Consider the following 22,126-nt stretch of genomic DNA (forward strand, 5'->3'; position numbering starts at 1 on the left):
GGGAACGGTCAGCGCCGGCACCACGAGAGAGACGGCGGCACCCAGCCGCCGAACGAGCGCTCCAGGTGCTCCGCCACGGCGATCGTCACGTGATCGTTGCCGTGGATCGCCGCCACCTGGACGCCGAGCGGCAGCCCCTCGCCGTTGAGGCCCAGCGGCACCTGCGTCGCCGGCATCTCCATGACGTTGAGCACCGCGGTGTATGTCCACTGGAAGGGCGGCAGCAGCGGCGCGTAGTGCCGCGGCGCGGGGCTCGGATAGGACGGGTAGAGCATCACGCCCTGCTCGCCGATGCGCGACACGAGCTCCGCGCGCAGCGCCTTGCCGAGCTCCAGGGCGCGCTCGACGCGCGCCGGCAGCAGCCCGCCGACGTCCTCCAGCAACGCGAGCCCCAGCGCGGGCAACGTGTGCGTCGAGCGGCGGACCGACCAGCGGGCGAGCTCACGCGGCAGGCTGACCGGGCGGCCGCCACCGAGCAACGCCCGGAACGTGACGCCCCCGGACGTGCCCACCATCGCCGTCCAGATGTCGAGCGCCCGCGCGAGGAGGTCGATCCTCGCCTCGACCACCGTCGCCCCGCAGGCGGCGAGCGCCTCCGCAGCCTTCCGCTGCGCGGCCACGAGATCGGCGCTCACCCGGCGCACGCCGTCGTGCTCGACGGAGAGCACCGTCAGCGCGCCGAGATCGACCGAGGCCGGATCGCCGAGCGGCAGCGGCGCACAGCCCGGATCGCGCGCGTCGGGGCCGGCGAGGATGCGGAGCACCGGCATGAGATCCTCGGCGCGCCGCGCGATCGGGCCCGTCGTCATGAAGCGGAGCCCCCGCTCGCCCGGCAGCGGGAACTGGCCCGTGGTCGGCACGAGCCCGCCGGTCGGCTTGTGGCCGAAGACGCCGTTGAAGAACGCGGGCATGCGGATGGATCCGCCGATGTCCGAGCCGAGGCCGACCGGCGCGCCGCCCGCGCCGATCACCGCGGCCTCGCCGCCCGAGCTGCCGCCCGCGGTGCGCGCCGGGTCGTAAGGGTTGTTCGTCCGGCCGTAGAGCCGGTTGTTCGTCTCCATCCACATGCAGAGCTCCGACACGTTGGTGACGCCGAGCGGGATGAAGCCTGCGGCGCGCAGGCGCGTGACCGTCACGGCGTCCTCCTCCGCGCGCACCTCGGCGCGGGCGACGAGCCCCGCGGAGTTCGGCATGCCGGCGACGGCGAAGCTCTCCTTGATGGAGCACGGGACGCCGAGGAACGGCGGCGCGCCCGCGGCCCCGCCCTGATCGAGGAGCGCGTCGACCGCGCGCGCCTCGGCGCGGGCGGCCTCGAACCGGTCCGCCACCATCGCGTTGAGCGTCGGGTTCACGCGCTCGATGTGCCGGATATGGGCCTCCACGACCTCGGCCGACGTCACGGCTCGTTCGCGGATCAGCGCAGCGAGCCGGGTCGCGGAGAGCAGGAGCAGCGGATCTCGTGAAAGCATGCGTGCGACCGAGGATCAGGCTCGGGACGACCACCCAGGTCAAGGGTCCGTCACCCCGGGTCCGTCGATCGCCCCCGCCCCATCCCGGGCGCGAGACGCGCGCGGCCCTCGCCGAGCGTCCTCCTGGGCGCCGGGGGCGCTGGCCGCCTACTCCTCCGCGGCCTGCGCCGCGCCCCCTGCCTGCCCAGCGCCCGCAGCCTGCCCCGCGCCCGCGCGCTGCATCGGCGTGGCGGCGACCGCGCGCTCCCGCGCTCGCTGCGGGAAGGCCCAGCGCACCGCCCCCGTCACCAGCCAGTCGACCGCCCCCCGGTCGTCGACCTGGATGCCGGGATCGAGGTATACCTGCACCCGTTCGCTGAGCTCTGCGCCGACCTCCAGCACGCTCGTCGACACGACGCGGTGCGCGCCGCGGTGGTCGATCGAGAACGCCTGGTCCGGGCTCACCCAGAACCCGCGCGGCAGCTCGATGATGGCGAATTCCCTTATCGTCGACTTCTGGATGGCGTTCCGCCCCGGGTCGCCGCCGAACGACACAGAGTGCTGCAGCTGGGCCCCGAGCCGCGCGGGCCGCGCCACGCGGACGTACGCCTGGACGAGGGGCGCCACCTGGTTCTTTCCCGAACCGAGCGCGCGCTTCGTCGCCGAGTCGAGGACGAGATCCGTGCCGAGGACCAGCGCGAACCGCGGCGTGCCGACCACGCGGACGAGCGGCCGGATCAGGATGTCGCCGAGCCCCACGTCGCGCTGGCCCTCGATGTCACCCGCGTACGCGAGCGGCAGATCTGCGCGCAGCGAGAACGTCCTGGTGAAGGCGTAGTCCCCCCGGAGCACCGCCGCGTTGAAGAAGCTGGTCTTGCTTTGCGAGTAATCGTTCCGGAGCTCGAGGAACGTGCTGAAGTTGGCGGCCGCCCTCGGTTGCGTCCGGGGCGCCGCTGCGGCGGGCCGCTCCGGCGCAGCAGGTGGCTGTGCAGGCGGCGCGGGCGGCAGCGACGGCCGCGCGGGCTGTGCGCCCGCGAGCGCCATGGGATCCGCTGGATGCGCAGGATCGGCGCGGGCCGCGGCGGCGCCGGTCGAGGCGCCGCTCAACACGAGGAGCCCGACCGTGCCGAGAGAGGCCACGCGGCGGCGCTGCAGACCACAGGGCGAGACCGGTCGATCGGCAGGGCGCGCCTGCGCGACGCGATGCGCTTGCATGCCAGGTTCATGGGTGTGTCGCGCGATCTGGCGGCAGTCGGTTCAAGACAGCAGTCTGCACCTCGGGCGCGCATGATCCGACGTCCGGTGTTTGCGCACCTCTCCCCCGGCGCCGCGGCATCCTGGCCGCGCCCTCGCCTCCGCGCGCTCCACGCGACGCGCTCGGCGCGCCTCGCTCGACTCGCCCGGCGTCGCGAACGAGTCGCGCTCGAGCGACGCATTCGTGCACATCGAGCGCGGTGCATCGCCGTTCGAGACATCGCCGCCCGAGCTCCCGGACATCGCCGGTTCGTGCCGAACATCACGCGGTTCACGTGCGCGTGCTCGAACAAAAAACTGCACGAAATGCCGCAGAAACAAGCGTTCTGTAAAGAAACAACTTGACGCGACGCAGCAGCTCTGTAGGGTAGAAGCATCTACGCCATGCAGAAGCCGATGTGCACCACCAGCGCCCACGCCTCCGGCGACGGGACCCCCGCTGAGAAGGTTGTGCACCACGCTTCGTTGGCGTCCTCGACGACGCGTTCGTTCGTCGTCGTCGAAGGCGGCGTGTCCGTCGGGCTCCTAGCGGGCCTAGCCATTCCTGCGCTCTTCAGCCTAGTTGACGTCGTCGGGCTGATTCGCGTCGGGAACGGTTGCGGGCCGCCGCTCTGAGCTGAAACAGCATGGAGATTGGCCCCCGCACCGAGATGGTCCGGGGGCTTTCGTTTTTTCGGCCTGAGGGTTCACGGAGAGCAGCCGTCGTCGAAGGAGGATCAGGTGAGCAAGGAACATTCGAGGAAGAATCGGGAGGACGCCTCTATCGAGGCCGTCGACCAGCGCATCGCGGAGCTCGCAGAGCTCGTCGCAGCGGGATGTGGGGGGCCCGTCGCGTCGAGCGCCGTGCGAGAGGAGTTCGAGGCGCTCGTCGACGAGATCCGCGCCCGAGCCAGCGGGGGCGCCGTCCGCGCGCCCCAGCGCTCCTCGACGCACCTCAAGGGCGCGCGCCCGCACGGCGACGCCGCGGAGGCCTCGTTCGAGTTCCATGCTGACCCGCCCTCCGCTCGCTCCAACGTGGACCAGCGCGCCAAGCCGGCGAGCGCACCGAGCAGCTCGCGCGTCGTGTCGCTCGACGACGCGCGCAGGGTGCTCGACGCGCTCCGCCGCGAGGAGAGCAGCGGCGGCGGCCCTCGGGAGGATCTGCAGCGCGCGATCGCCTAAGTAGCTGAGCCTCTGAGAAACGGCAGAACCCCGCGGCCAAGGCGCCCCCATGGGCCCCACCTTCACCCGCGTGACTCGATGGAGTCGGGAATTATGAAACGAACCGGTGCACAGATTATCTGGGAAGTCCTCGTCCGCGAAGGCGTGGACGTGGTCTTTGGCTATCCGGGCGGCGCAATCATGCCCGCCTATGACACGATCCTCGGCTACCCGATCCGCCATGTGCTCGTCCGGCACGAGCAGGGCGCGTCGCACATGGCAGACGGGTACGCCCGCGCCTCGGGCAAGGTCGGCGTTTGCGTCGCCACCTCGGGGCCGGGCGCGACGAACCTCGTCACCGGGATCGCGACTGCGATGCTCGACTCCTCGCCCATCGTCTGTATCACCGGGCAGGTCTCGTCCAAGCTGCTCGGGACCGACGCCTTCCAGGAGACGGACATCACGGGCGTCACCCTGCCCATCACCAAGCACAACTACCTGGTGACCGACGTCCAGGACATCGCTCCTACCCTCCGCGAGGCGTTCTACATCGCGCGCTCGGGCCGCCCGGGCCCCGTGCTCGTGGACATCACCAAGGACGCCCAGCAGGCGTCGATCGATTTCGAGCCGCCGAAGGGCGAGGTCCGGCTGCCCGGCTACCGCCCCTCGCAGCACGCCGTCCAGACGGACATCGAGAAGGCGATCGACCTCATCGACGAGGCCGAGCGGCCGCTCATCCTGGCTGGTCAGGGCATCGTCAGGGCGGAGGCGACGCGCGAGCTCCTCTCCTTCGTGGAGAAGACGGGGATCCCCGTCGCCTCCACGCTGCTCGGCCTCGGGGGCTTCCCGGCGACGCACCCGCTCAGCCTCGGCATGATGGGCATGCACGGCGAGGCGTGGGTGAACAACGCCATCCAGGAGGCCGACCTCCTCATCGCGCTCGGGATGCGCTTCGACGACCGCGTGACCGGCAACCTCAAGACCTACGCCGTGAAGGCGAAGAAGATCCACGTCGAGATCGACCGGTCCGAGATCAACAAGAATGTCAAGGTCGACGTGGGCCTCATCGGCGACGTCCGGGACACGCTCCTGTCGCTCATCCCCGGGTGCAAGCAGCGCAACCGGGGCCCGTGGGTCGAGCGCATCAACCTGCTGAAGGGCGACTCGGCGGTCCGTGACATTCAACAATTGCCGTACAACGATAAATTGTACGCCGCGCACGTGATGCACGACCTCTGGCGGCTCACCGACGGCAAGGCGCTTGTGGTAACCGACGTCGGCCAGCACCAGATGTGGGAAGCGCAGTACTACAAGCACGATCACCCGCGGAAGCTCGTCACCTCCGGCGGCCTCGGCACGATGGGCTTCGCCCTGCCGGCGGCGATCGGCGCGCGCTTCGCGAAGCCGGAGGACGAGATCTGGGTGGTCGTGGGCGACGGCGGCTTCCAGATGACCGCGTGCGAGCTCTCGACCTGCGCGCAGGAGGGGCTCAAGGTCCACGTGGCCGTCATCAACAACGGCTACCTCGGCATGGTGCGGCAGTGGCAGGAGTTCTTCTACAACCGGCGCTACTCGGCCACCCCGATGCGCAGCCCGGATTTCGTGAAGCTCGCCGAGGCCCACGGGCTGACGGGCATCCGCGTCACGAAGCGTGAGGAGATCGCCGGCGCCGTGGAGCGCGCCCGCGCCACGCCGGGCACCGTGGTGGTCGACTTCCGCGTCGAGCAGGAGGATAGCGTCTATCCGATGGTCCCCGCCGGCGCCGACCTGAACGACATGATCCGGCGCCCGAGCCCCATCGTGGAGACCGGGGAGGATCCGTGAACGCGCCCGTAGACCCACGCGCCCAGGGCGCGCGCTCCAGCGTGAGCGTGCGCCCGTCGGACGGGCGGGGCGCGCCCGAGCGCGCCGCGGCTGGAGCCGCGCGCACCATAGACAAGAGGGACTTTCAAGAGGCATCCATGGATCGACCCATCCTGCGCACGTTCATCGCCTACGTCGAAGACCGCCCCGGCGTGCTCAACCGCGTCGCGTCCCTCTTCCGGCGGCGCGCCTACAACATCGAGTCGCTGAGCGTCGGGCGCACCCACATCGCCGGGATCTCGCGCCTGACCCTGGTCCTCGAGGCGGACGAGGACGGGGCGCGGCGCCTGGAGGCGAACCTCTACAAGCTGGTCAACACCCTCTGGGTCCGGGACGTCACCCACACCGCCTCCGTCGCGCGCGACCTCGCGCTCATCAAGGTGAAGGCGGACGCGACGAGCCGGGCGCAGGTGCTCCAGCTCTGCGAGGTGTTCCGCGCGCGCACCGTCGACGTCGCCCCCGAGGCGCTGACCATCGAGATCACCGGGACCGGCGACAAGATCGAGGGCCTGCTCGAGGTGCTCCGCCCCTTCGGGATCATCGAGATGGTGCGGACAGGGATGATCGTGATGACCCGCGGCGCCGAGGAGGCCGAGGCCAGGTTCGACTCCATCCCCGTGCGCACGGCCGAGAACGGCGCCTCCTGACGGCGCAAGACGGTGTAAATAGCGCGCGCCAGACGTGAATGACGTGAAGGACGGGAGCCGCGAGGTGCGGGTCCCGGTTGTAAGGAGAGAGAGATGGCTAAGATTTTTTACGATAACGACGCGGATCTTTCGCTCATCCAGAGCAAGAAGGTCGCGATCGTGGGCTATGGCTCCCAGGGGCACGCGCACGCGCTGAACCTGCGCGACAGCGGCGTCACGGTGATCGTCGCCCTGCCCGAGGGCAGCAAGAGCCGGCCCAAGGCGCAGGCCGCGGGGCTGCAGGTGGCCACGGTGTCCGAGGCCGCGAAGGCCGCCGACGTCATCATGATCCTCGCCCCCGACACGTCGCAGGCGCGCATCTACAACGAGCAGATCGCGCCGCACCTCGGCCCGGGCAAGACGCTCATGTTCGCGCACGGGTTCAACATCCGCTTCAACACGATCACGCCCCCCCCGTCGGTCGACGTGTCGATGATCGCCCCGAAGGGCCCTGGCCACCGGGTGCGCGAGACGTTCGAGGCCGGCGGCGGCGTCCCGGCCCTCCTCGCCGTCCACCAGGACGCGAGCGGCAAGGCGGAGGCCCAGGCCCTGGCCTACGCGAAGGGCATCGGCGCGTCGCGCGCCGGGGTGCTCCTCACGACGTTCGCGGAGGAGACCGAGACCGACCTCTTCGGCGAGCAGGCGGTGCTCTGCGGCGGCGCGAGCGAGCTCGTGAAGGCAGGGTTCGAGACGCTCGTCAACGCCGGCTACCAGCCGGAGATCGCGTACTTCGAGTGTCTGCACGAGCTCAAGCTCATCGTCGACCTCATGTACCGCGGCGGCCTCAACTACATGCGGTACTCGATCAGCGACACCGCCGAGCACGGCGACTACGTGTCGGGCCCGCGGGTCATCACCGACAAGACGCGCGAGGAGATGAAGCGCATCCTCGGCGAGATCCAGAGCGGCGAGTTCGCGCGCAAGTGGATCGCGGAGAACGAGGCGGGCCGGCCGAAGTTCGAGGCGACGCGGGCGAAGGAGCGGGAGCAGCGGCTCGAGATCGTGGGCGCCAACCTGCGCAAGATGATGCCGTTCATCGATCCCGTCACCATCAAGCCCGGCGACTGAGCCTCTCCACTCGTGGGAGGCGGCGGAGAACACCATGCCTGAGATGATTGCCAATCAAGCGATGCCCCCGTCCGATTACGTCCGCATCTTCGACACGACGCTGCGCGACGGCGAGCAGTCGCCGGGCGCGACGATGACGTCGTCGGAGAAGCTCGAGATCGCGCTCGCGCTGGCGAAGCTCGGCGTCGACGTCATCGAGACGGGCTTCCCCGCCGCCTCCCCCGACGATCTGCTCGCCGTCCAGACGATCGCCGAGCGCGTGGGCGCGGCCGCGGTCCCCGGCCGCCCGGCCGCGACCCCGCCGATCATCTGCGCCCTCGCCCGCGCCACCAAGGTCGACATCGACAAGGCGTGGGAGGGCGTCGCTCGGGCCGCGCACCCGCGGATCCACACCTTCCTCGCCACGAGCGACATCCACCTCAAGCACAAGCTCCGGATGACCCGGACCGAGGTGCTCGACCGCGTGCGGGCCATGGTCGCGTACGCGCGCGACCTGTGCGCCGACGTGGAGTTCAGCCCCGAGGACGCCGGCCGGAGCGAGCCGGAGTTCCTCTACCAGGTGCTCGAGGCCGCGATCGCCGCCGGGGCCACCACGCTCAACATCCCGGACACGGTCGGGTACACCATCCCGAGCGAGTTCGGCGCGCTCATCGCCGGGATCCGCAAGAACGTGGCGGGGATCGACCGCGCCATCGTCTCGGTCCACTGCCACAACGACCTCGGGCTCGCGACGGCCAACGCGCTGGAGGGCATCCGCGCGGGCGCGCGCCAGGCCGAGGTGACCATCAACGGCATCGGCGAGCGCGCCGGCAACACCGCGCTCGAGGAGATCGTCATGGCGCTCGCGACGCGCCGGGCCGTCTTCGGGCTGCGCACCGGGATCGACACGACCCAGATCGCCACCGTGAGCCGCCTCGTCAGCGCGGCGACCGGCTTCAACGTCCAGCCGAACAAGGCGATCGTCGGCGCCAACGCCTTCGCGCACGAGTCCGGCATCCACCAGGACGGGATGCTGAAGCACCAGGAGACGTACGAGATCATGCGGCCGGAGATGGTCGGGGTGACGCAGACCCGGCTCGTCCTCGGCAAGCACTCGGGCAGGCACGCGCTCCGCAACCGGCTGGAGGAGCTCGGCTACCACCTCGACGAGGCCCAGCTCGCGGCGGCGTTCGCCAGCTTCAAGGCGCTCGCGGACAAGAAGAAGCACGTCACCGATCCCGACATCGAGGCGATCGTCTCGACCACGCGGGCGCAGGCCGACGATCTCTACACGCTCGACGCGCTCCAGGTCGCCTGCGGGACCACCGGCATGCCCACCGCCACGGTCCGCCTGCGCGGGCCGGACGGGGCGCTGCACGTCCGCGCCGCGATCGGCACCGGGCCGGTGGACGCCGCCTACCGGGCGATCGACGAGATCGTCCGCGTGCCGAGCAGCCTCCTCGAGTTCTCGGTGCACGCGGTGACCGAGGGCATCGACGCGCTCGGCGAGGTGAGCGTCCGCGTCCGGGCGGACGCGACGTCGAACAAGCGGCACCCGCAGCACGACGCCGCGGCGCGGGTCTTCCACGGCCACGGCGCTGACACCGACATCCTGGTGGCCAGCGCGAAGGCATACCTCACCGCCCTGAACCGGCTCCTCGCGACCTACGGCGTCGAGCCCAAGGACGACGCGGGGGCGTCAGAGAGCAACCAGAGCGGCCACGGCGCCGCCGTCGAGACCGCGAGGTAGGGCCGTGCGCCGAGCGCAGGAGGCCCCCCGAGGGGCGACGAGCTCGGCGACCCGATCTCGCTGCACGAAGGAAGTCGAATCTTATGAATCCGCCTCATAACGGCGCGGAGCAGGGCGCCCGCCCCGCGGACCGCGTCGACGTCTACGACACAACGCTACGGGACGGCACCCAGCGCGAGGGCATCTCGCTCGCGTGCGAGGACAAGCTGCATATCGCGCGCCACCTCGACGCGTTCGGCCTGGCCTTCATCGAGGGCGGGTGGCCTGGCTCGAACCCGAAGGACGCGCAGTTCTTCGAGCGGGCGAAGGACATCGAGTGGAAGCACGCGAAGATCGCCGCGTTCGGCTCGACGCGCCGGGCCTCGCTGGCCCCCGAGGACGACCCCGGGCTCCGCGCGCTCCTCGCCGCCGGGACGAGCGTCTGCACGATCTTCGGCAAGAGCTCGGTCCAGCACGTGACGGCGGTGCTGCGCACGACGCTCGACGAGAACCTCCGGATGATCGAGGAGACCATCGCCTTCCTGCGCGCGCACGGCCGCCGCGTGATCTACGACGCCGAGCACTTCTTCGATGGGTTCGCGCTCGACAGGTCGTACGCGACCGAGACGCTCCGCGCCGCCGTGCGCGGCGGGGCGGAGGTGGTCACGCTCTGCGACACGAACGGCGGCTCGATGCCCTGGCAGATCGAGGCGGTGGTGGCCGAGATGAAGGCGGCGCTGGGCCACCCGCTCGGGATCCATGCCCACAACGACGGCGAGTGCGCGGTCGCCAACTCGATCGCCGCCGTGCGCGGGGGCGCCCGCCACGTCCAGGGGACGATCAACGGCTACGGTGAGCGCTGCGGGAACGCGAACCTCTGCGCGATCATCCCGAACCTGGAGCTCAAGCTCGGCCTCCGGGCGCTCCCGGACGGGGCGCTCCGCGGGATCACCGAGCTCTCGCACTACGTCGCCGAGGTGGCGAACCTCTCCCCCGACGATCACATGGCCTACGTCGGGCGGAGCGCCTTCGCGCACAAGGGCGGCGTTCACGTCGCGGCGATGCGGCGCGAGCCTGCGTCTTACCAGCACATCGATCCCGCGCTCGTGGGCAACGCGATGCGGACCGTGGTCAGCGAGCTGTCGGGCCGCGGCAACCTCCTCAGCAAGGCCGAGGAGTTCGGGCTCGATGTGCCGACGGGCGCCGAGGTCGAGGTGCTGGAGCAGATCAAGGAGCGCGAGGCGCGCGGCTCGTCGTTCGAGGCGGCCGAAGCGTCCGTCGCGCTCCTGCTCCGCCGGAGCTCGCCGGGCTACAAGCCGCCGTTCCGGCTGCTCGACTTCAAGGTCATCGCGGGCCAGCGCGAGGGCGTCGGCACCTTCGCCGAGGCGATGATCAAGATCGCGGTCGACGACGAGGTGGTGATCACGGCGGCCGAGGGATCCGGCCCCGTGAACGCGCTCGATGGCGCGCTCCGCAAGGCGCTCGCGCCCGTGTTCCCGGCCGTGCGTGACATCCAGCTCGTCGACTACAAGGTGCGCATCCTCGACGGACGCGACGGCACCTCGGCGACGACGCGCGTGCTCATCAACAGCCGCGACGCGCACCGCGAGTGGAGCACCGTCGGCGCGTCGACCAACATCATCGATGCGTCCTGGCATGCGCTCGCGGACGGGATCGAGTATGGGCTCACGCTCGCAGCGAGAGAGCCGCAGCAGTTCACATCCACGTTGCCTGCCAGCGAGGTCGCATGAAGGCCAATATCGTTCTTTTGCCCGGCGACGGCATCGGCGTCGAAGTTGTCGCCGAAACCCGCGCCACACTCGACGCTGTCGCCGCCCAGTTCGGCCACAGCTTCAGCTACTCGGAGCACCTCATCGGCGGGTGCGCGATCGACGCGACCGGCACGGCGCTGACGCAGGAGACGCTCGACGCGTGCCGCGCGGCGGATGCCGTCCTGCTCGGCGCCGTCGGCGGCCCCAAGTGGGACAACCCGAGCGCGAGCGTCCGCCCCGAGCAGGGGCTGCTCGCCCTGCGTCAGGGGCTCGGCCTGTACGCCAACCTGCGGCCGATCCGCCTGTTCCCGGAGCTCATCCAGGCCTCTCCCCTCAAGGCCGAGCGGCTCGCGGACGTCGATATCCTGGTCGTCCGTGAGCTGACGGGCGGGCTCTACTTCGGCAAGCCGCGCATCCGCGAGGAGGTGAACGGGCGCCGGCGCGCTGTCGACACGCTCGAGTACACGGACGAGGAGATCCAGCGCGTCGTCGAGCTCGCGTTCCGCCTCGCGTCGTCGCGCAGGCGCCTCGTCACGTCCGTCGACAAGGCGAACGTCCTCGAGTCGTCGCGGCTCTGGCGCACGGTGGCGACCGAGGTCGCCGCCCGCCACCCGGAGATCCGCATCGAGCACCAGCTCGTCGACTCGTGCGCGATGCGGCTCATCACCTCGGCCGCGGCGTTCGACGTCATCGTCACCGAGAACATGTTCGGCGACATCCTGACCGACGAGGCTGCCGTGCTCGCCGGCTCGCTTGGGCTCTGTCCGAGCGCGTCGCTGGGCGATGGGACGCGCGGTGTCTACGAGCCGATCCACGGCTCTGCGCCCGACATCGCCGGCAAGGGGATCGCCAACCCGATCGGGACGATCCTGAGCGCCGCGATGCTGCTCCGGCACTCGCTTCGGCTCGACAAGGAGGCGGCCGTGCTCGAGCGCGCGGTGGCGCAGGCCATCGCCGGCGGCGCACGGACGGCGGACCTCGGCGGCAAGCTGTCGACCCAGGGGATGGGCGACGCGGTCCGCGCGAAGCTCGCGGGCTGAGCGCTCCCTCCAGGCGGCCTCGGGCGAGCCCCTCCACGGAGCTCGCCTCGCGCATCGACGGCGCGCTCGCGCTCTTCGCGCCCCTTCCCTTCGCAGCCATCGACGCGTGGACACAAGGCCCCTTCGCGGGCCGCTCCTGCGCGTTGCTCCCACGTCGTCCAGTCCACCGCGTTTCTTTCGCTCGAATCCACCGGTCTTCGCACCCGACTATCGACCAGGACGGGACGTGGCGCGCCGTCGGCTGGTTCGACGATGGGCCTGACCCTCTCCGGTGCGAACCGCGAGCGCATGTGCTCCGAAGGCGCAGTTGCGGAAATCTCCTCATCGCCTTCACGCTGGAGATCCGGGCGGACGACACGGTCGCGCGAGCCTTGATGAAGCCGCGTTCGCCGCGCGCTGCGCCTGCCGCGCGGCGATCCCTCGCGGCAAGCGCCTGGGTGCTCCGCGCCATCCGCTCCATCTCCGTTGATCGAGCTGTTCACTTTCCAGGCACCACCATCGCAGCCTCATGAGGACAGGCCCTCCCGGGGCCGGTCCTCGCCAGCATCGCAGTCCGGCGCGCCTGCGCTCCTCCGCGCTGGCCAGCGAGAGCGATGACGCTGCGCCCGGCGCGCGGGATCAGCGCAGAGCGCGCGGCCCCACCGGAGGGCGCGGGGGCCGGTGAACGCCGCGCGGCCGCGCCTCGCGCCCTCGCGGAAGGAGCGCGCGATGCTGCCCTCTCCGCGCGCCGCCGACCTCGCAGAAAGCGTCCATGGTGTCTCAGGTGTCCTTTATGGGGTAATCGACATCACCTCCCGGACACCACACATGATCGTGCGGCGGGGGATCTCAGGTCCCCGCGTGTCAACGCTCGTCGCCATGACGGGCGATGACTCCATTCGACATGGATTGATGTGCACAGGAGAACGGGAACATGAGCCAATTGACGAAGTTCGCATCGCTCATCGCCCTCTCGACGGCCCTCTCTGCGGCAGGTTGCATGGCCGAGGCGGCGACGTCGGACGCGCCCACCGACGACGTGATGAGCGAGACCGACGAGGCGAAGCAGGCGTTCCAGGCCGAGACGGATTCCGCTGATCAGGAGTCGAGCGCGAATCCGGCGATGGACGAGAGAGCGACGGACCCCAGCGCAGCAAGCGCCAGCGCGCCGGCCCCCGGCGCGCCCGATGTCGGCGCCGCGGACCCCGGCTCGACGAGCGAGAAGCCCGATGCGGCGCGCTGGTGGGGCGGCGGCTGGGGCGGCTGGGGCCGGCCCTGGGGTTGGGGCGGCGGCTGGGGCGGCTGGGGCCGGCCCTGGGGCTGGGGCGGCTGGGGCCGGCCCTGGGGCTGGGGCGGCTGGGGCGGCTGGGGCGGCTGGGGCCGGCCCTGGGGCTGGGGCGGCGGCTGGGGCGGCTGGGGCGGCGGCTGCGGCGGCTGGGGCGGCTGCGGCTGGTAGCGTGCCGCGCTCGCCATCACGGCTACCCGCATGACGGGGAGCCCTGCTGACGCTCGCTCCGCGCCCCCTGCGGCGCCGCCGCGGCTCGGTCCTCGCCATGGCGAGGCGCCGGCAAGGGGTCATGAGCGGGCGATGAAGCGACGGGCCCCCTGACGGGTCGAAGCTCCCTCACGCGGCCGCGGACGGAGCCTCGACCGCCACCACGGTGCCCCCGGATCGCCCGCACGGGTCTGCGAGCGGTCCGGGGTACTCCGGGCTCAGGCGTCGGCCTCGGCGAGGCTCGGGGCGCAGCGTAGGAGGAAGCGGGGCCTCATGCAGCACCACCACATGACCCCCATGCAGGTGAGGTAGTCAAAGTCGACATCGCTCCTCCTCACCGAGATCGGGGCGCTGCCGCCATGAACCATGGCGAATCGGAGCGGCCGAGGCACGTTCAACCCACGCTCGACATCGATCCTCATCTCCTACATTGAATGATCCGAAAGCGCAGCTTCTCGTGCGTTTCCGCGCCGCTTCGATGCGCTTCTACCGTGCAGCGTCGATACCGCGCGGTCGCCGGCGCGGCGCGACGGCGCGCTGGCTCTATCGGGCGGAGGCGGTCCGCGTCGAGCCCCCGCGCGCCGTCGTGGGGCGCTCGAGCGGCGCTTCCGGGCGGCCGAGCTTCTCCGCGCGCTCGGTCACCCAGAAGCGCTCCGCGTCGGCCGCCGTCCAGGCAGACTCGTCGAGCAGCGGGAGCAGCGCATCGAACAGCGCGCGCGCGCTCTGGAAACGGTGGCGCGGGTCCTTGGCGAGGCACCGCAGGACGAGGCGATCGACCGCGCGAGGGACGGTCGGGCCGCGCCGCACCGACGGCGCGTGGGGGGCCTTCGTCATGTGCGCGACGAAGAGCTGCCCCGACGACGAGCCCTCGAACGGCAGCTCCCCGGTGAGCAGGAAGTAGAGCGTGCCCCCGAGCGAGTAGATGTCGCTGCGCGCGTCCGCCCGATCACCGCGACACACCTCCGGCGCCATATAGGCCGGCGTCCCGCAGAGCATACCGCTGTTCGTGAGCTCGGCGTCCCGGCCGCCCTCGACCATCCGCGCGACCCCGAAGTCGAGCAGCTTGAGGAAGTCGTGATCGTCGCCCACGCGGGTGACGAAGAGGTTCTGCGGCTTGATGTCCCGGTGGATGATCCCTGCCTCGTGCGCCTCGATGAGCGAGCGGCAGGCCTGCAAGGCGAAGCGCAGGGCGCGCGCCACGGGCATGGGGCCGTAGCTGCGCACGATCGCGGCGAGATCGGCCCCGCGCAGGTGCTCCATGGCGATGTAGTAGATGCCGTCGTCGCTCGCTCCGAAATCGAAGATCCGGATGGTGTGCGGATCGCTGAGCTTGCTCGCCGCGTGCGCCTCCTGCTCGAAGCGCTTCGGCACCGCGGGGTCCGGCGCGTCTCGCGTCCTCAGGAGCTTGAGGGCGACGTCGCGGTGGAGCGTCTCGTCCCACGCGAGCCAGACCTCGCTCATCCCCCCTTTGCCGATCGGCGCCTCGAGCCGGTACCTCCCCAGCTTGCGCGCCTGATAGACCTGCTGCTGCGCGGCCCACACGACGTGGCTCGACAGCGCCCCGATCACCCCCGAGGCGGGGACGAAGATGTAATGGCTCGCGGCCGTGAGCAGCGTCGTCGGATCGAGCCACGCCGCCTGGATCGACGGGGAGAAGATCGCGGCGATGCCCATCGTCGCCGGGAAGGCGAGGAACATCGGCGCGGAGGCGAGGAGCGCCTTGCTGAACGGCGCGGGGACGAGCGCCGTGCGGAGCAGCACGACGATGGAGAGCCCGTGCATGTACGCGCTCGTCAGGCCGCCGAAATCGAGCGCCATCAGCGAGATGAAGATCGCGGCGGTGAGGAACGCGGCCTCGTACCCGAGGAGCACGACGCGCCCCGAGAGCGTCGGGCGCCCCGAGAGCCGGTACACGGCCAGGGAGAGCGCCTGCTCGACGACGCGCAGGACGATGCAGCGCCACACCGGCGCCGCGGGGTACAGCACGGTCGCCATGAACATGTCGACAAGCGTGAACGCGGGCCATATCCAGAGCGCGACCCGGAAAGCGCGGCGGACCGCGCGGCGGACGCTCTCGGTGTCGTGGGCGCCCGTTGCGCTGCGCCGCGTGCCGAGCGCGCGAGTCTCGCGCTCTCTGAGCATGCGCGCCGCGGCCGATCGCTCAGCGCGGAGAGCCTCTCGGAGCAGCGCACGCTTCATGGCAATCTCGAGGGTCGCCAGAGCCACGCCGAACGTCAAGCGAGCGTTGTTGGCTTCTCGCGCGGCTGGTTTCCTCGGCCACGACGCCGGGCTGCGGTGCCCGCCGTCTCCCACCCCGGATCTCGTACCAACATGACCGTTCGCTGCCCCACATGCCGTGTTCGTCCACCCTGCGCACACAAGCCCGCGAGGTCATGAATCCTGTCAGCGCCTCGGGGGAGCGGCGTGACGGGACGCCGAAGCGCGGAGAGGTGACCGGGGCGCCTGGGGTCTCGCTCTCGCCTCGGCCGCCGGCCCGCGGCCCTGGGCAGCCGCGACGCCGCTCGCGCCTCGACGCCGCGGGCTCGAGCTCAGCGGGCCCTTGCGCCTCGTGCCGAGGCGGTCGCCCTGGTCAACCGGCCGGATCCATGCTTGAAAGCTCGCCACCGTGCCGCTCTCGCCCGAAAGCTTTCGCCGGCTGTTCGCAAGCCGCCCCGTCGTCCTCGCGCCCATGGAGGACGTGACGGACGCCGTGTTCCGCCGCATCGGCCGGGAGCTCGGCGCCGAGCTGTGCGTGACGGAGTTCGTCAACGTCGAGGGGCTGCTGCGCGGGTGCAAGACCGCGCGGCGCAAGCTCGCCCTGGCCGACGGCGATCAGCCGACGGCGATCCAGATCTACGGCGCCAACCCGGAGCGCCTCGCCGAGGCCGCGCGCGTCGCCGAGCAGGCCGGGCCGGCGTTCCTCGATATCAACTGCGGCTGCTGGGTGCCGAAGATCGCCGGTCGAGGCGCGGGCGCGGGCTGGCTCCGCGATCCGGAGGCGATGGTGGCGATGGCCCGCCTCGTGACGCGCTCTGTCGCGCTCCCGGTCACCGTGAAGACGCGCATCGGCTGGGGACCGGAGTCCCATATGCCGATCGTCGACCTCGCGCGCCGCCTCGAGGACGCCGGCGTCGCCGCGCTCACGATCCACTGCCGCACGGCCCAGATGGGGCACAGCGGCGCCGCCGACTGGGGCTGGGCCGCCCGGGCGCGCGAGGTCGTGTCCATCCCCGTCGTGGTGAACGGCGACATCAAGACCGCCGACGACGCGGCCCGCGCCCTCCGCGAGACGGGCTGCGCCGGCGTGATGGTCGGCCGCGCCGCCATCGACCACCCCTGGATCTTCCGCGAGGCCCGGGCCCTCCTCGACGATGGCGTGCACCTCCCGCCGCCGACGGCCGAGGAGCGGCTCGCCCTGTGCCGCGCGCACCTCATCGCGAACACCGAGGCGCGCGGCGAGCCGCACGGCGTGCGCGTGACGCGACGCCACCTGACCGGCTACCTCCGCGGCCTCCCCGGCGCGTCGGCCCTCCGGCGAGAGCTGCTCTTCTGCGACAGCCTGTCGGGGTGCCTCGACATCCTCGACAGCGCCGCGCAGCGGCTCGCGGCCTGAGGCCGCCGCCGCGCGGCAAGCCGGCGCCGGCGCCGGCGCCGCCTACATGCCCACGGGCGTCGCGTCGTCGACCGGGGCGGGCTCTCCGTTCTGCCGCTCGGCGCCCGGCGGTGCGCCCATGGGATCGTGCGGCAGGCTCCCGCGGTGCGAGCGGAGCAGCACGTGAGGCGTCGCCAGGAGAAAGTTGGAGACGCGGGACGTGTAGATGTCCGCCGAACGCTCGATCTGCCGGGCCAGGTGGCTCTTGTCGTTGCCCGTGCGGAGGAGCAGCCCCCACCTCGGGTTCAACGTCTCGGCCGACGCCTTCGCGAGCGGCGCGATCCGCGCGTCGAGCGCCGCGAGGCTCGCCTTGAGCTCGTTCATCTTCACCTGGATCTCGCCCTCCGTCGCCCCGGAGACCGGCCCGTAGCCGGCGCGCATCCGCTGGAGCTCCAGGCGCAGCCTGGCATAGACGCGCTCGGCGTCCTCCTTCTCCCGCATCCAGAGATCGAGGCGCGCCTCGGCCCCGCGCGCCTCCTCGATCGCGACGATCTCGTCCTCGAGCTCCCGGATGATGAGCGCCGTGCGCCACCGCAAGGCGCTCTTCGACACATGCACATCTCCATAGATGTGATCGCCGATGTAGAGGATCTCGTCGCCGGACAGCCCCAGGTGGTGCTCGACGAGCCCCGCGTTGCCGCCCAGGTAGTGCCCGCCCACGCGCAGCCGGCCGGCCGGGCGCAGGAGGCCGTCCTCCGTGACCACCTCGAAGAGCGGGCTGCGGCTCGAGAAGAACTCCGGCTTTCGCGCGGAGACGATGACCACGTCGAACAGGTCGCGCCACGTCATGCCGCCCGGCAGGAAGCGGTCGAACGCGTAGCTCATCATCGCGCGCGTGTAGACCCACTCCGAGTTCGTGATCAGGACGAGCTTCTTGCCCGCCTCCCTCTGGTCGAGCAGCGTGAGCGGGATCTCCGGATCGAGCAGCACGAACCGGTCCGGATCGCCGATGATCTCGGCCTTCAGCTGCCCCTCCATGTGCGTCGCGTCGAGGCGATCCTTCACACGGCGATAGAGATCGCTGTAGCCGAGCACCTCGGGCAGCCGGCGCTGATCGAGCAGATCGACCAGCTTCGCGTACATGCACCCCTCCGAGAGCGAGAAGAGCGTGTTCAGGAAGACGTAGCGCCCGTCCGCGAGGTCGACGATCGTCCGCGCGTACGTCGCGCGCTGTGTCTCGAAGTCGATCGGCTTCGTGCCATGGTAGGCCCGCTTCACGTAGCCGAACCGATTCACCTTGAGCAGATTGCCGAGCTCGGTGTCCAGGATGAGCCCTCGGATCACGAGGTCCGGCTCGAACGTCAGGTCCCCGACCGGCCAGCCCTCGCTCTCCAGGAGGTGCCGGAGGTGCTCATAGGCCCGACGCTCCCACGCCTCCACCCGGTAGTGGATCAGCGTGTAATCCATGTCGTATCCGATCGCCTTGATCGAACGGAGATTCAGCGTCCGGTTGCAGAAGATCCCCCGCTGCTTGGGCGGCGGGGCGGCGAGGCAATCCAGCTTGTCCATGGTGATCGCCCGGAGAGCGGTCGTGAGGCATACCAGGGACCCACGGCGTTGCCCACCCGGACAATCACCGTCACCCTGCCGTCAGGCGGGCGCGTTCGGCGTGTCGATGGCGTCGTAGACGTAGACGCGCACGCTCGGCCTCAGCGGCGCCTGAGCCGGCTCTTCCCGCTCTGCCGCCGATCGAGGCTCGTCGTGGGCCGAGGTGACCGCCCGTTCGTCGGCGATCGGCGGGCGTCGCCGCGGTCGTCCGCCTCCCACCCGTCGTCGTCCTCGTCGTCCTCGTCCTCGTCGTCGAACAGGTCGTCGTCGTCCTCGTCGTCGTCCTCGTCGCGCGCCTCGGCCCTGCGCACCTCGAGCCCGAGCATCGTGAGCGCCTGCTCGAGCGTCAGCGCCGTCTTCACGGCCTCGAGCTCGACCCCCATGGCCTGGAGCGTCATCGCTATCTCGGGGCTCAGCCCGGACAGGATGGTCGGTGTGCCCATGAGCCGCGCGGCGGAGGCAAGGTTCGAGAGCACCGCGCACAGGTGGCTATCCATGATCCAGACGGCCGTGAGATCGATGACCAGCCCCTTCGCGCCGCTCTCGTGGATGGCCCGCAGCACCTCGGTGTTCAGCTGCTCCGCGAGGTCATCGGTCACGTCCCCCTGGATGGGCACCAGGATCCGGTCCCACAGGTTGATGATCGGAAGGCGCTTGAGCTCCATGGTCATCCTAAGGTTCGATGTCGGCGATCAAGACCGTTGAGTCATCGTGCGAGCGCCGGTGTCGGCTCATGAGGGCGCGGCAGGCATCCGCGGCCTTCATTCCACGAAACAGCGATAGATCGAAGCGAGGGGAGACCCCGTCGGTGAACACGACGAGACGGTCGCCCCGCGCGAGCTGCGCATCGAAGATCCGGACCTTGCTGAGCGATGCGCCGAGGATGCCCGGGCTCTGGAGCCACTGGACGCGCGTGCCGTGCGACATCAGCTCGACGTTGCCGATGCCGCAGCCCTGGAGCCGCCCCTCCCGGAAGCGACAGATCATGCCGGCGGCGCCGCGGGTGCCGCGGAGCCGCACGTGGAGACGATCGACGAGGGCGCGGACGTCCTCGCCGCTCGGCGCGTCGGCGAGCGCCTTGAGCGCGACGTTCGCCGCGGCCGCCGCGTGCTCGCCGTGGCCGAGGGCGTCGATGACCGCGAAGAGGACGCCGTCCTCCCCGGCCCGCACGAACGCGGCGTCGCCGCTCACGAGCTCTCCGTCCTTGGGGAGGATCGCGTACTCCACGGAGAGCTTCACAGGTGGACCTCGATCTCCACCCGCGTGCCCTTCGGCCCCGAGTCGATATGAAAGCGATCGGCCAGCCGCTTGACCCCGATGATGCCGCGCCCCATACCGGTCTTGCTCTTGTAGCGCCCGGCGAGGATCTCCTGCAGGTTCTGGATGCCTGCGCCCTCATCCACGGCGACGATGAGGAAGCGGACCGGGCTGTCGCGCTGCACCGCGAGCTCGATCGTCCCTCCAGGGGTATAGTGGACGATATTTCGCGCGAGCTCGCTGACGATGGTCGCGACCTTGTGCGACGTGAAGCTCTTTGCGCCGGCCGCATCGCAAACGGCCTTCGCGCTCAGGCGCGCCTCGCTGATGTCGGCCTCGACGTTGATGGCCATGACCTTCGAGCGCCGAGAAGGCCGATCGCCGCCAATCGCCGAAATTTCCGACCTGAGCCGACCGAGCCGCGTCGGATCGACATAGAGACGGGCTCGGCGCTCGATGCTCGGAAGGATGTCGGGGAGGTCCTCGAGCGAGAACTCCTCGGGCTGGATCTCCGCCTCCCGCATGGCCCGGAGCAGGACTCCCTCTGCGTTCATCGCCGAGAGATAGCCGAGCAGGACGTTGAGAATCTGTTCGTGCGCGGGAGTCATCCGGAAAGCGCCTGGACCGGCAGGGTACCGGGGCCCTGGGTCCGCGTCGAGTACGCGGCGACGGCATCGCCGGGTTCGCCAGCTGTGACGCGGAAAACGCCGGGCTCCGGCCGGTCAGCGCCAGCAGGGCTCGGTCGGTCCGTCGTCTGCATCGCGCACGGCGTCGCCTGGCCCGTGCCCGCGCCGACCGGACGGTCTACGGTCGGCTCCAACGAATGCGCGGCCGGATCCAGGCAACGTGCGGCCGGATCCAAGCAACGCTCGTGCCTGGCTGGCCGGCCCATCGATGTCGCTCAGGCCGGGTAGTACGACGTCTGGCCTTGACGCAGCTCCTCGGTGATCTTGTTCTCCGCGAGGAGCTTCTTGAGCGGCTCTTGGAGCTCCGCTGCAGGGGTTCCCATCGCCAACGCAAGGTCGTCGATCCCTTGCCCAGGCTCGATCTCCACATGGGCGAGCAGCGCCTCGGCGATCTCGTCCCCGGAGCTCCCGGACGGCAAGCTCACCGGGCTCGCCGGAGCGGCCTGTTCGGCGGCTTTCACGGGGGCCGCGACGGCGGGCGCCGGGGTGCGCGCGGCGCGCGCCTTCGGCGGAGCGGCGGCCGGACGCGCGCCACCACCGGTCGTCCGCGGCGCGGCTGCCTTCTTGCGCGGCGCAGCGCGCGTCGGCGTCTTGGGCGACGGGGCGCTGCGCGGAGGTGCGGCCGGGCGGCTCGGCGCCGGAGCGCGCTCGGCCTTGCGGACCGGCTTGGCGGGAGTCGCGGCCGGCCCGGTCGATATCCCTGCGACGCTGATGTCGACTTGCAGGTACTGCGCAGCGGCCCGGAGAACGTCCTTACGGACCAGCGCTCTCATGCCCTCCAGGAACTCGGCCACGGAAGCACGAATCTCATTCTCGATCTCGACATCGGATATCACGCAGCCGCCGTCTCATGAATCCCCCGGAATGTCAACGTCTTCCACGCACAGTGGCCCGCACAGGCCGGAGAAACCAGGCGTTCCTGCGCCGGTCGGCGCTCGCGACCGGGCGCCGGATCCCTCGCTGGGGCCGCGCGCGTCCGCTGTGAATTTGCCGTTTTATCAAATGAATTGCTGGCAAGTTCTGAAACGCATCGACAGATCATGTCGGGCCCCTCCGTCCGCACACATGACCCTCGCGCTCGGGCAGAGGTCGACTCGCCGCTCGCGGCCACGCCAGGGGGGCGGCCCTGCGGGTGTGCTCAAGCAGCCTTGACAGCGCGGAGCGACGCGCGGCGCAACGGGCGAAGCTGCGACGCCGCAAAGGCCGCGCCGAGGGCGAGCCCGCGGAGCGTCAGCCGCATGTGAAGGACGTCGAGATACCCCTCGCGGTGCAGGGCGGTGATCGCCCGGCGGACGTCGGTCCGGCGCACCTGAAGGGCCGTGGTCAATGTGTCGAGGGTCACCGTCTTGCCCTCGCTCTGGAGGGCAACCAGCGTCCGGAGAAGATGCGGAGCGAGGTCCTTGTTGGTCATGGCGCGCACCGTAACCGCCGCCTGAACGGCCGTACAGTTTGTGGCGATGTTTTCTCCGAGCCGCCTGCGGGGAGCGCTGGAGACGCCCCGAAGACAGCCGTCGTCTGTGGTAGGTCCTG

19 protein-coding genes are annotated in these 22,126 nt (G+C 70.8%); 10 read left to right on the forward strand and 9 right to left on the reverse strand.

Annotated features, from left to right (window positions below):
* Positions 1 to 8 precede the first annotated feature (8 nt).
* The gene (locus tag WMF29_RS20320) at positions 9 to 1,469 is read right to left on the reverse strand and encodes an amidase (protein ID WP_437330428.1); all 1,461 of its coding nucleotides are present in this window, start codon (positions 1,467 to 1,469) and stop codon (positions 9 to 11) included.
* A gap of 147 nt (positions 1,470 to 1,616) precedes the next feature.
* Positions 1,617 to 2,663, reverse strand: a complete 1,047-nt coding sequence (locus WMF29_RS20325) for a hypothetical protein (protein WP_437330429.1) — start codon at positions 2,661 to 2,663, stop codon at positions 1,617 to 1,619.
* A gap of 423 nt (positions 2,664 to 3,086) precedes the next feature.
* Between WMF29_RS20325 and WMF29_RS20330 the strand changes: the two genes are divergently transcribed.
* The 9 genes from WMF29_RS20330 to WMF29_RS20370 all read left to right on the forward strand — a co-directional run bounded on the left by WMF29_RS20330 (position 3,087) and on the right by WMF29_RS20370 (position 13,414).
* Positions 3,087 to 3,317 (forward strand): hypothetical protein, encoded by a 231-nt coding sequence (locus WMF29_RS20330; protein ID WP_272099445.1) that lies wholly within the window; start codon positions 3,087 to 3,089, stop codon positions 3,315 to 3,317.
* Positions 3,318 to 3,422: 105 nt separating this feature from the next.
* Entirely contained in the window at positions 3,423 to 3,863 is a 441-nt protein-coding gene (locus tag WMF29_RS20335) for a hypothetical protein (protein WP_437330430.1), read from the forward strand.
* A gap of 93 nt (positions 3,864 to 3,956) precedes the next feature.
* Positions 3,957 to 5,666: a biosynthetic-type acetolactate synthase large subunit gene (gene ilvB, locus WMF29_RS20340; RefSeq protein ID WP_272099449.1), complete on the forward strand. Its 1,710-nt coding sequence runs from the start codon at positions 3,957 to 3,959 to the stop codon at positions 5,664 to 5,666.
* A gap of 137 nt (positions 5,667 to 5,803) precedes the next feature.
* Positions 5,804 to 6,352: an acetolactate synthase small subunit gene (gene ilvN / locus WMF29_RS20345; RefSeq protein WP_012236361.1), complete on the forward strand. Its 549-nt coding sequence runs from the start codon at positions 5,804 to 5,806 to the stop codon at positions 6,350 to 6,352.
* Positions 6,353 to 6,445: 93 nt separating this feature from the next.
* Entirely contained in the window at positions 6,446 to 7,459 is a 1,014-nt protein-coding gene (gene ilvC, locus WMF29_RS20350) for a ketol-acid reductoisomerase (protein WP_437330431.1), read from the forward strand.
* 34 nt (positions 7,460 to 7,493) lie between these two features.
* Positions 7,494 to 9,188: a 2-isopropylmalate synthase gene (locus tag WMF29_RS20355; protein ID WP_437330432.1), complete on the forward strand. Its 1,695-nt coding sequence runs from the start codon at positions 7,494 to 7,496 to the stop codon at positions 9,186 to 9,188.
* Positions 9,189 to 9,271: 83 nt separating this feature from the next.
* Positions 9,272 to 10,918, forward strand: coding sequence for a citramalate synthase (gene cimA / locus WMF29_RS20360; protein ID WP_437330433.1), 1,647 nt, complete (start codon positions 9,272 to 9,274; stop codon positions 10,916 to 10,918).
* Positions 10,915 to 11,979, forward strand: a complete 1,065-nt coding sequence (leuB, locus tag WMF29_RS20365) for a 3-isopropylmalate dehydrogenase (protein ID WP_437330434.1) — start codon at positions 10,915 to 10,917, stop codon at positions 11,977 to 11,979. The genes cimA and leuB overlap by 4 nt, the downstream gene beginning before the upstream one ends.
* 913 nt (positions 11,980 to 12,892) lie before the next feature.
* A complete protein-coding gene (locus tag WMF29_RS20370) occupies positions 12,893 to 13,414 on the forward strand; it encodes a hypothetical protein (RefSeq protein WP_437330435.1) in 522 nt (173 codons plus the stop codon).
* Positions 13,415 to 13,996: 582 nt separating this feature from the next.
* On the opposite strand, the gene WMF29_RS20375 is transcribed toward WMF29_RS20370, so the two are convergent.
* The gene (locus WMF29_RS20375; protein ID WP_437330436.1) at positions 13,997 to 15,595 is read right to left on the reverse strand and encodes a serine/threonine-protein kinase; all 1,599 of its coding nucleotides are present in this window, start codon (positions 15,593 to 15,595) and stop codon (positions 13,997 to 13,999) included.
* Between the two features lie 484 nt (positions 15,596 to 16,079).
* Between WMF29_RS20375 and dusB the strand changes: the two genes are divergently transcribed.
* The gene (dusB, locus tag WMF29_RS20380) at positions 16,080 to 17,066 is read left to right on the forward strand and encodes a tRNA dihydrouridine synthase DusB (RefSeq protein WP_437330437.1); all 987 of its coding nucleotides are present in this window, start codon (positions 16,080 to 16,082) and stop codon (positions 17,064 to 17,066) included.
* Positions 17,067 to 17,108: 42 nt separating this feature from the next.
* Here the strand turns inward: dusB and WMF29_RS20385 are convergent, their stop codons facing one another.
* From WMF29_RS20385 to WMF29_RS20410, 6 genes are all read right to left on the reverse strand, one after another.
* Positions 17,109 to 18,614, reverse strand: a complete 1,506-nt coding sequence (locus tag WMF29_RS20385) for an HAD-IG family 5'-nucleotidase (RefSeq protein ID WP_272099464.1) — start codon at positions 18,612 to 18,614, stop codon at positions 17,109 to 17,111.
* A gap of 140 nt (positions 18,615 to 18,754) precedes the next feature.
* Positions 18,755 to 19,318, reverse strand: a complete 564-nt coding sequence (locus tag WMF29_RS20390) for an STAS domain-containing protein (RefSeq protein ID WP_272099466.1) — start codon at positions 19,316 to 19,318, stop codon at positions 18,755 to 18,757.
* Between the two features lie 7 nt (positions 19,319 to 19,325).
* Positions 19,326 to 19,892, reverse strand: a complete 567-nt coding sequence (locus WMF29_RS20395; RefSeq protein WP_437330438.1) for a SpoIIE family protein phosphatase — start codon at positions 19,890 to 19,892, stop codon at positions 19,326 to 19,328.
* Positions 19,889 to 20,464 carry an ATP-binding protein gene (locus WMF29_RS20400; RefSeq protein ID WP_437330439.1) on the reverse strand — a complete coding sequence of 192 codons (576 nt, stop codon included), beginning with the start codon at positions 20,462 to 20,464 and terminating at the stop codon, positions 19,889 to 19,891. Before WMF29_RS20400 ends, WMF29_RS20395 begins: the two co-directional genes overlap by 4 nt.
* A 347-nt stretch (positions 20,465 to 20,811) precedes the next feature.
* Complete coding sequence (locus WMF29_RS20405; RefSeq protein ID WP_437330440.1) at positions 20,812 to 21,390, reverse strand: hypothetical protein; 579 nt, start codon at positions 21,388 to 21,390, stop codon at positions 20,812 to 20,814.
* Between the two features lie 344 nt (positions 21,391 to 21,734).
* Positions 21,735 to 22,007 (reverse strand): hypothetical protein, encoded by a 273-nt coding sequence (locus WMF29_RS20410; protein WP_272099474.1) that lies wholly within the window; start codon positions 22,005 to 22,007, stop codon positions 21,735 to 21,737.
* Positions 22,008 to 22,126 lie beyond the last annotated feature (119 nt).

It is taken from the genome of Sorangium sp. So ce381, from assembly GCF_051473845.1.
Classification (GTDB): Bacteria; Myxococcota_A; Polyangia; order Polyangiales; family Polyangiaceae; genus Sorangium; species Sorangium atrum.